Source organism: Caulobacter sp. S45, from assembly GCF_903642205.1.
GTDB lineage: Bacteria > Pseudomonadota > Alphaproteobacteria > Caulobacterales > Caulobacteraceae > CAHJWH01.
Map to the genome: position 1 here is coordinate 1 of NZ_CAHJWH010000131.1, position 8,953 is coordinate 8,953.

General features: G+C 67.7%; 9 protein-coding genes. 3 read left to right on the plus strand and 6 right to left on the minus strand.

All coding sequences use genetic code 11. The features are described 5' to 3' along the window. From HUV06_RS12335 to HUV06_RS12345, 3 genes are all read right to left on the minus strand, one after another. On the minus strand, positions 1 to 271 hold a 271-nt coding region (locus HUV06_RS12335; RefSeq protein ID WP_217433843.1), incomplete at its 3' end, for a hypothetical protein. Positions 272 to 498: 227 nt separating this feature from the next. Then, on the minus strand, positions 499 to 873 hold the full coding sequence (locus HUV06_RS12340) for a hypothetical protein (protein ID WP_174301562.1): 375 nt from the start codon (positions 871 to 873) through the stop codon (positions 499 to 501). 103 nt (positions 874 to 976) lie between these two features. Beyond that, entirely contained in the window at positions 977 to 3,067 is a 2,091-nt protein-coding gene (locus HUV06_RS12345) for an AsmA family protein (protein WP_174301563.1), read from the minus strand. 221 nt (positions 3,068 to 3,288) lie between these two features. Between HUV06_RS12345 and HUV06_RS12350 the strand changes: the two genes are divergently transcribed. Next, complete coding sequence (locus tag HUV06_RS12350; protein ID WP_174301564.1) at positions 3,289 to 3,609, plus strand: hypothetical protein; 321 nt, start codon at positions 3,289 to 3,291, stop codon at positions 3,607 to 3,609. A 115-nt stretch (positions 3,610 to 3,724) separates the two neighbouring features. Here the strand turns inward: HUV06_RS12350 and HUV06_RS12355 are convergent, their stop codons facing one another. Continuing rightward, on the minus strand, positions 3,725 to 4,792 hold the full coding sequence (locus HUV06_RS12355; RefSeq protein WP_174301565.1) for a 2OG-Fe(II) oxygenase: 1,068 nt from the start codon (positions 4,790 to 4,792) through the stop codon (positions 3,725 to 3,727). Positions 4,793 to 4,914: 122 nt separating this feature from the next. On the opposite strand from HUV06_RS12355, the gene HUV06_RS12360 reads away from it, so the two are divergent. Further along, complete coding sequence (locus HUV06_RS12360) at positions 4,915 to 5,145, plus strand: hypothetical protein (protein WP_174301566.1); 231 nt, start codon at positions 4,915 to 4,917, stop codon at positions 5,143 to 5,145. Positions 5,146 to 5,257: 112 nt separating this feature from the next. Beyond that, positions 5,258 to 6,235 carry a S1C family serine protease gene (locus HUV06_RS12365; protein ID WP_174301567.1) on the plus strand — a complete coding sequence of 326 codons (978 nt, stop codon included), beginning with the start codon at positions 5,258 to 5,260 and terminating at the stop codon, positions 6,233 to 6,235. Positions 6,236 to 6,240: 5 nt separating this feature from the next. Here the strand turns inward: HUV06_RS12365 and HUV06_RS12370 are convergent, their stop codons facing one another. Beyond that, positions 6,241 to 8,448 (minus strand): bifunctional (p)ppGpp synthetase/guanosine-3',5'-bis(diphosphate) 3'-pyrophosphohydrolase, encoded by a 2,208-nt coding sequence (locus HUV06_RS12370; protein WP_174301569.1) that lies wholly within the window; start codon positions 8,446 to 8,448, stop codon positions 6,241 to 6,243. 65 nt (positions 8,449 to 8,513) lie between these two features. Beyond that, a complete protein-coding gene (rpoZ, locus tag HUV06_RS12375; RefSeq protein WP_174301568.1) occupies positions 8,514 to 8,873 on the minus strand; it encodes a DNA-directed RNA polymerase subunit omega in 360 nt (119 codons plus the stop codon). Positions 8,874 to 8,953 lie beyond the last annotated feature (80 nt).

Below are 8,953 nucleotides of genomic sequence, written 5' to 3' on the forward strand. Positions count from 1 at the left end.
CACCCTGCATCGCGCCGCCGCTCTGGTCGCCGCCGGCGGGCGGAGACGCCCCGTTCATCGGTCCCTGTGGCGCCTGGCCGGACTGGTCGGTTCCCTGCGGCGGCGAGGCGGCGGGGTCCGGCGACATCGATCCTGACGGCATGGAGCCCTGGGCCGGCGCGGCTGCGCTGGAGTCGCCGGCCGTGGCCGGTTGAGAATCTTGGGCGTAGGCGTAGGCGGACACGCCGCACATCAGGGTCACCGCTACCGCGGCCGTCATCAGACGCTTCATGAGCTTCATTCTCCTTTGCTCAGGACGCCAGAACGGCGCTGGCTTCAGCAGGGGCCATCCCCTCAGTAGAGCGGAGTCGAAACGCCGCACCCTGGGTTTGGTTCAGCTAAGCTTAGGCTGGCCCGGGCGACATCGCACAGCCTGCTCACATCCTGCTCAGGACGGACGAACGCCGCCGGACCCGAGCCCGGCGGCGCCGACGTTACGCAGGACGGTTGGGCCGAGGGTTATTGCGGGCCCATAGAGTTGCCACCCGAGCTCATGGAGCCAGACCCCATCGAGCCGGAACTCATGCCGCCTGAACTCATCGAGCCTGAGCCCATCGTGCCGCCAGACATGTTACTGGAAGACATACCGCCGGAGGACATGCCGTCGCCGGACATGTTGTTGGACATCATCTTTGACGAGGAGGACTTATGCTTAGCATGATGGTGCTTCGCCTTGTGCTTCATCGTCTTGTGAGCCGTGGAGGAGGTGAACGTCGTGGAGGTGGTGGTGGGTCCGCCCGACATTGCGCTGCCCGAGCCCATGCTGTTCTGAGCCATGGCAGGAGTGACGGCGAACGCGGCGAGCGCCGCGCCCGTGAGAAGAAACTTTATCATTGTTCGAGGCCTTCCGACGCCGGCCGATGCCAACCGGCAAAGAGCACAGTCGGTACTTCCTTAAGGCGCGGCAATCACAATCCCTCTTACAAATTTGCCAGCTTCACTTCGTCTTCGCATTTGCATGTGGAGCATGACGGACCTGGGAAGCTTTTACCGGCGCACCTGCGGATTTGCCGGTCTGGAGAACCGAGGCGCAGTCTGCGTTGTGGGCCAGTCCAGGGTCGATGAAGGGCAGCAGAGCGAGCGGCGGGAAAACGACCGCGCCCAGCGCTGCCCCGATGCCGGCCTGGATGGCCGGTCCGGTTGGATTTATGCCGAAGGCCGGGCTGGACAGGTGGCCGCCGATGGTGATCGGCGCATCCAGGTGGAAAATTCTGAACTGCTTCGAGTCGCCCTTGAACACCAGGTGCAGGGTCTCGTCGTTCAGGTTCACATTTCCCGAGCCGTTTACGATCACCACGCCGGTGTCGAACACCACGCGCTGGGCCTGCAGCACGCCGTTGCGCACCCGGAAGTCCGCGACGGCGCAGCGGATGTCGGTCTGGTGCTGGTCCTTGTTCAGTAGCTGGAAGATGCCCTTGGTGGCGTTGATGCCGAGCAGCTCGGCGAAGGCCTGGCGCACCACGCCGCCGGGGATGACGGCGACGACCTCCCCGTCGGAGGTCGCTGCAGCCTTGTGCACCGTGTCGCCATCGCCGGTCAGCTTGGCCCGTGCGTCCAACACGCCTTCGATCGGCGGCGGTCCGCCGGCCGCCTTGCCTTTCTGGGGCGGGACGAAGTTCTGCATCTTCACGCCGCTGACTGACAGGTTGACGGCGTTGCGCTGGACGGCGCCTCGGGCGTTGATGGAGGCGTCTCCGGACATGCGCCCCTGGGGGAACTGGAAGGCGATGGGGTTCAGGACAAGCAGCCCGTGATCCAGGTCGACGCCCAGGGATACGGAGCGTAGTGGAAAGGTGGGGCTCGCAATGATCGAGTCCGCCTTGAACGTCACGTGCGCGTCCATGCTGCGGATGCGCGAGGCGTCCAGGGGCGCATCGGGCAGCAGCTGGTGGTTGGCGGCGGGCTTGGCCGCGGTCGTGGCCAGCCGCGGCCCAGCCGGCACGTTGTGACCCGTGGCGCCGAACAGGGAACCGAGGTCCTTGATGTCCAGCTTGCGGGACCTCAGCGTGGCCGTGACGTCGGGGCGGTTGCCGTGGGACATGTCGGCCTTGAGGTCGCCTTCCAGGTCGCTGCCTCCGACGCGACCGCTGAAGTGCTGGAACTGGTAGACCATCTCATCGCGCACGAGATGGCCGGCGATCCGATAGGTCGGCGTGTTCGGCAGGGTGATGCCGGTCAGGTAGTAGAGGTCGGCCAGGTCACGGCCGCTCATCGACACGTCGGCATAGATGGAGCCGAGGTTGAAGGGGTGCGGCACCTGACCCCTGGCCGTCACCTCGGTGTCGCCTGCGCGCACGTCGGCGTCGAAGGGATAGGCCACGTCGGGCTTCACGTTCAGCAGCGGACCGCCGGTGACGTTCATCAGGAACGGCTTGCCGTTCAGCGTGCCCGTACCTCCGAGCTTGAAGCCTTCCTTGCCGCCGCCGGTCTCGCGCTCGTGGGCGTTGACGGTGCCGGAGAAGCTGAGCTTGCGCTGCAGGCTGGTGATGGCGAGCTTGCCGTCGTTGATGACGAAGTTCTGGATGGCCGGCAGCTTGGCCGGCTTGCCGGGTTTCTTGCCGTCGCTGAAGTCCCAGTTGGAGCGGCCGTCCTTGGCCTGGAACATGGCGATCTGGGGGTGGTCGAGCTCCACCAGCGGCAGCACCACGTGGCCGGTCAGCAGCGGCAACAGCTTCATCTTGACAGTGATGGCGTCGAAGTCGGCCAGGTCGGTCTTGGGCGCCCAAGCCGGCTCGCCGACCTGCAGGCCGCCCAGCTGCACCGTCGGCGTCCAGGTGAACAGGTGCACCTTCAGGTGGCCGACGATGCGGACCGGACGGTGCAGCTTGCCCGACAGCATCTTGGCCAGCGGCGGCCGGAACCAGTCCCAGTTGAAGAGGGCCAGAAAGATGATGATGGCCAGGATCAGGGCGGTGAACACGCCTCCGACCCACCGCAGCACGACGGACCGCCGACGGGGGGGCGTGGGATCGCTTCCACCTGGGCCATCAACCGCCGTGGTCGAGGCGGCCGTGTCGGTATACGTCATGCTTAAGCTCCACTCGTTGGTGCAACGCACGAAACCGGCCAAAGCGTTCCACATCGCAGGGGCGCCGGTCACGGGATTGCGCGTGCCAGGCGCGAAGCTGACGGTAGTATGAACAGCGACTTACAAGTGGGTTCAGTCGGTCTCCCCTAGAACGGTATCGTCCTCATCACGCCAAGCCCATTCCGGGCCCCCGGCGATGAACGGGCCTGAAGGAGATCGTCATGAAGAAGGTCCTCACGGGCGCCCTCGCCGCCCTCACCCTGGCCGGCGCCACCGTCGCCACCGTCACCCCCGCCGCCGCCCAGCCCTACCGCGGCTACCATGGTGGCTGGGGCGGCTACCGCGGCTGGGGTCCCGGAACCGCCGTCGGCGCGGGTCTCGTAGGCCTCGCGGTCGGGGCCACGCTGGCCGCCAACCATCCCTACTACGGCTATGGCTACGGTCCCGGCCCCTACTACGGCCGAGGCTATTACGGCTGCGGGACGCGCTTGCGCTGGAACCCCTACTGGGGCGGCTACCAGCGGGTGCGGGCCTGCTACTAAGCGGCCGCTAAAGCCTCACGACCTTGCCGTTTGGGCCGGACGTTCGTCCTCCTGATCCGTCCCAGACGTAAGCGAGAGCCCCGCGGAGATCCTCCGCGGGGTTTCTTCGTTCCGCTCAGGCCGCTTCGCCTACCTGCGCCAGGTTGCGAGCCCGCAGGCGGGCGCCGGCCTCGTCATAGAGGAAGGGCGTCAGCGCATAGCGCACCCCGGCCGTCACGGGCGTCGCCTCATGCAGCAGGCTGCAGCCGAACACGACGGCTCCGCCGGTCGGCGGCTTGTAGAGGCGGCTCCCGAATTCCGGGAACCGCAGGGCGCCGCCTTCATACGCGTCCGCATTGAGGTTCAGCGTGACCGCAAAGCGGCGATGAGCTGTGCCGGCTGTGGCGTCATCGCGGTGGGCGCTGAAGAAGCCCTGGTCGGCGCTGTCATAGCAGGTGACGATGTCGCGCTCGATCTCGGTGGCGCGCCAGCCCCAGGCGCGCTCGATCATGGGGAAGAGCCGTTCGGTCAGCGCGAGCCGCACCTCGGCCCGCAGCGCCACGTCGGTGATCCAGACGTCGCGGCGCCGCTTCAGTCCGGGGTGGACGCGCTGGACCGTGCGTCCGTCCACCTCCACGGCGAAACCCGACGGCTCTCCGCCGACCTGTTGGTAGTGCGCGATAAGCCTCTCGCAGAGCTCCGGCTCCAGTATGCGCGGCACGCCGAGAACCGGCGCGAAGGCGGCTTCGGCCTGCGCCTGATCGGCCAGGGCGGCTTCCAGCCGGTCGAGCACAGCGCCTGTGGCCTCGATCGGCTCGGCCGCCATCACCCGCAGCATGGGATCGAGCAGGAACACCGCCGGACGCAGGTGCTCACCCTGCAGCAGGCCGTACAGGCGGCTGACCGCCAAGTCGTAATCCTGGAAGTAGCGCAGGCCGGGCGCCTGGTTGCGGATACGCCGCACGGCGTGATCCGCCCGGTCCGCACTCACGCCGAAGAACAGGGCATGGCGGTCGTCGAACACGGCGCGACGCGCCAGCACCTGAGCGTGCGCCCTGGCGCAGGCCTCCACCCCCAGGCTGCCGAAGATCATCAGGAGGACGAATCGGCCTGCAACGACGCCGATGTTGTAGGCGTCGACTTCATCGGTGCGGGCGGTGAACAGGGGCGCAGGATCACCGAAATCAGGAATGCGGGAGATCATGGTGTGACCCTGAGACCACTTTGGTGAACGCACCGCTAACCGAGGGCGGACATGCGAGCCCGCTCAGCTTCCGTTCAGAAATGCTCGCTAATATGTGAGCGTTGCGTAGCGTGGAGCACCCGATGGGTCAGCTAGAGTCCTTTCACAGCGCCTGCCTGATGGGCGCCTGGATCATCGACATGACCGACCTGGACGCCGCGCACGCCGCGATCGCCCTATGCAAGGCGCAGACGCATGCGACCCTCGAAGTGCGACACACGCTTTGGGGCGTGCAGGTCCGCACCGACAGCGGCGACGCCGCCGGCTTCCTGGCCGATCACTATGAACCGTCAGGCGCCCGGCTCGCCGCCTGACGCCGCGTGACGGGCGGCGGCCACCGTTCGGCCTAGGGCTCCGGCTTCTTGCGCTGCGGCCTCGCCGCACCAGATTCATCGCTCGGCCGGATTCATAGTGCGGAGCAATGGCGTGACGTCTCCTTTCAGCGGCTTCGAGGTGGAAGAGGCCGACCGGCCCAAGGCGGCCGGCTTCGCCTTCGACCTGGACCGCACCCTCTCCTCGGTGCTTGCCCTGGAGGCGGAGGTGCCCAAGGACGCCTTCACTGCGTCGGTGCTCGGCACCGAGCGTGTAGGCAACGGCGTGGTCGTGCGCGAGGATGGAGTCGTTCTGACCATCGGCTATCTCGTCACCGAGGCGGAGCAGGTCACCCTGACGGCGGGGGACGGCCGGCGCGTTCCGGCTCACGTGCTGGGCGTCGATTCGGCCAGCGGCTTCGGTCTTGTACATGCGTTGGAGCCGCTCGGGCTGCCGGCGGTGTCCATCGGCGACTCGCGGAGCCTGACCAATGACAGTGTCCTTCTGATCGCAGGGGGCGGCGGCCGGGCGCATGCGGCCCAGGGCGTGCTGACCAATCGGGAGCCTTTCGCTGGTTACTGGGAGTACCTGCTGGACGACGCCCTGTTCACAGCCCCCGCTCACCCGCACTGGAGCGGCGCGGCCGTGATCGGCCCGAAGGGCGATCTCGTCGGGCTGGGCTCCCTGCGCGTCGAGCAGCAGGGGGCGAAGGGCCGGGCATCGGCGCTGAACATGAGCGTACCGGCTGAACGGCTCGCTTCGGTGTTCGAAGACCTGCTGCGCGGACGCGCCTCCGGGACGCCTCGCCCCTGGCTGGGCCTGTTCGCCCAGGCGCTTGACGACAAGCTGGTGGTGCTCGGCGTCTCTCCAGGCGGACCGGCGGCCAAGGCCGAACTGCGCCGGGGCGACATCATCCTCTCGCTGGCGAACAAGCCCTTGGACGATCTCGCCGCCTTCTACCGCGCGCTGTGGGCGCTAGGCCCGGCCGGTGTCGAGGTTCCGCTGACCCTGGCCCGCGAGGGCGACGTGTTCGATGTCCGTGTGCGGTCCGCCGACCGCAACGCCCTACTGAAGAAGCGCCGGCTGAACTGAGGCTCTCAGCCCTTCGTCCGGTCGACCGTCTCCACCGAGGGGCAGGCCCGGAGTGCGGCGGCGATGTTGGTCAGATGTCTGGCGCCGGCGACATCAATGTCCAGGTCCACGTCGAAGAAGTCCGATTGGCGATGATGCATGTGCATGTTGACGATGTTGCCGTGCGCCTCGCCGATCAGGGTGCAGACTTGGCCCAGCACGCCTGGCGCGTTGCGGATGGTGGCCATCAGGCGGGCGCGTGAGACGGTGTTGTCCTCAGCCTGGGGCGTCCAATGCAGGTCGCGCCAGACGTCGTCCTGGTCCTCGTAGTCGGCCAGGCGCGGACAGTCGATGGTGTGGACGGCGAGCCCCTCGCCCGACGGCTGCAGGATGCCCACGATGCGGTCGCCCGGAACCGGGCTGCAGCAATCGGCGAAGTGCAGCGAGACACCCGGCGTCAGCCCGCCGCCCCGCACATAGAGGCGCGCCGAACGCCCGTCTTCGATCCGGGTGCGGGCGGACGCCGCGGTGAGTTCGCTGGGCTTCAGGCCTGGAAAGACGCTCTCGAGCACGTCGGCGCCGGCCACCCGGCCGCGGCCCACCTGCTCGTAGAGTTCCTCTTCGGTCGGCTGCGCGAAGCGGTCCAGCGCCGGCCGCAGCGACACGCCCGCCCGGTCCCGCCCGGCCCTCGCAAACACCTGGTCGACGGCGGCCCGTCCCAGGCGCATGAACTCCTCACGCTCCGTCATACGGAGATGCCGCCGGATGGCGGATCGGGCGCGGCCGGTCACGGTAAGCGAGCGCCAGTTCGGCGGCGCGGACGGCTTGTGACCCCGCACCACCTCCACCACGTCGCCGTTCACCAGAGGTGTGCGAAGGGGTCGAAGCTCCCCGTTGATCTTAACGCCCACAGCCGTGTCGCCCACATCGGTGTGCACGGCATAGGCGAAGTCCAGGGGCATGGCGCCCTGCGGCAGGCTGATCAGCTGGCCCTTCGGCGTGAAGACGAACACCTGGTCCAGATACATTTCCAGCTTGGCGTGCTCGACCATCTCCTCGGCGTCGCCGCCGTGCTCCATCAGCTGGACAAGCTGGCGCAGGTTAATCAGGGGATCGCGCCCTCCATCGGCCCCGGCGGCCTGGGCGTCGAAACCATAGGTCTGGCCCTTATAGCGCCAGTGGGCGGCGACCCCCTCCTCCGCCACCCGGTCCATGGCCTCAGTGCGGATCTGAAGCTCGATACGCAGGCCACGCGGCCCCACGACGGTGGTATGCAGGGAGCGGTAGTTGTTGCGCTTGGGGGTCGAGATATAGTCCTTGAACCGCTCTGGCACGCAGGGCCACGCCTTGTGGATGACACCCAGCGCCCGATAGCAGTCGTCTTCCTCGTCCACGATGACGCGGAAGCCGTAGATGTCCGACAGCTGCGAAAAGGCGACGGACTTCCGCTGCAGCTTGCGCCAGATCGAATAGGCCGACTTCTGCCGGCCGTGCACCCGCGCCGCGATCCCCGCAGCTTCCAGCCGGGCGGTGACCTCGCCCGAGGCGGTGGCGACGGCGGCGCCCTGTTCGGTGCGGATGGTCTCCAGCCGGCGCAGGATGGCGTCGCGGGCGGTCGGGTTCAGGTGCTTGAAGGACAGCTCCTCCAGCTCCTGGCAGATGCGGTGCACGCCGATGGAGCGGGCCAGAGGCGCGTAGATGTCGAGCGTCTCGCGCGCGATCCGCTCCCGCTTCTCGGGCTTGGCGATGTGGTGCAGCGTGCGCATGTTGTGCAGTCGATCGGCCAGCTTGACCATCAGCACCCGCACGTCCTTGGAGATGGCCAGGATGAAGCGGCGCAGGTTCTCCGCCTGACGCGCATGCTCGCCGCCCATCTCCAGGCGGGATAGCTTGGTGACGCCCTCCACCAGTTCCGCCACCTCCTCGCCGAACTTGCCGGCGATGTCGGCCCGGGTGGCGACGGTGTCCTCGATGACGTCGTGCAACAGGGCGGTGACGATGGCCGCGGTGTCGAGGCGGTAGTCCGTAAGGATGCCCGCCACCTCGATCGGGTGGGCGAAGTAGGGATCGCCGGAGGCGCGCAGCTGGCCGCCGTGCATCCGCATGGCGTAGACGTAGGCGCGGTCGAGAAGCGCCTCGTCGGCCTGGGGGTCATAGCTCTTGACCCGGTCGATCAGCTCATACTGGCGCAGGAAGCGCTGATGCCGCGGCGGACTTGCCTCGGCAGACGGGATCGACGGGGCGGGCGGGGTAGGCTCCCGGACCGCCTCCTGGTTGGCGAGGCTGGCCCCGCCGGGGGTCAGTAACGATCCTCCTGGCCGCCGTCCCGGTCGCTCTGCAGGGCGCGGACAAGTTCCTGCTCGCTCATGTGCATGTGCTGCGGGTCGGCCAGCAGGGCCAGCGTCTCGGCCTCTTCCTCGGCCTCGGTCCGCTCGTCGACGCGCTGCAGAGTCGTGATCAGGGCTTCGCGCAGGCCGTTGGGCTCCACGCCGTCGTCGGCGATCTCACGCAGCGCCACCACGGGGTTCTTGTCGTTATCGCGGTCCACGGTCAGCTCGGAGCCCGTGGAGATCGCGCGGGCGCGGTGGGCCGCCAGCAGCACCAGGCTGAAGCGGTTGGGGACCTTGTCGACGCAATCTTCGACCGTGACGCGGGCCATGTGTAATCCTGGATGTGCAATGCGGAACGGATCAGATAAGCGAACCGTGGTTTCTTTGCAAACGTCATGGTTCCTCGGGC

Coding starts and splice junctions, on each gene's coding strand:
- HUV06_RS12350 (WP_174301564.1), top strand. CDS start 3,289: ATGAAGAAGGTCCTCACGGGCGCCCTCGCCGCCCTCACCCTGGCCGGC.
- HUV06_RS12360 (WP_174301566.1), top strand. CDS start 4,915: ATGGGTCAGCTAGAGTCCTTTCACAGCGCCTGCCTGATGGGCGCCTGG.
- rpoZ (WP_174301568.1), bottom strand. CDS start 8,873: ATGGCCCGCGTCACGGTCGAAGATTGCGTCGACAAGGTCCCCAACCGC.
- HUV06_RS12355 (WP_174301565.1), bottom strand. CDS start 4,792: ATGATCTCCCGCATTCCTGATTTCGGTGATCCTGCGCCCCTGTTCACC.
- HUV06_RS12345 (WP_174301563.1), bottom strand. CDS start 3,067: ATGACGTATACCGACACGGCCGCCTCGACCACGGCGGTTGATGGCCCA.
- HUV06_RS12340 (WP_174301562.1), bottom strand. CDS start 873: ATGATAAAGTTTCTTCTCACGGGCGCGGCGCTCGCCGCGTTCGCCGTC.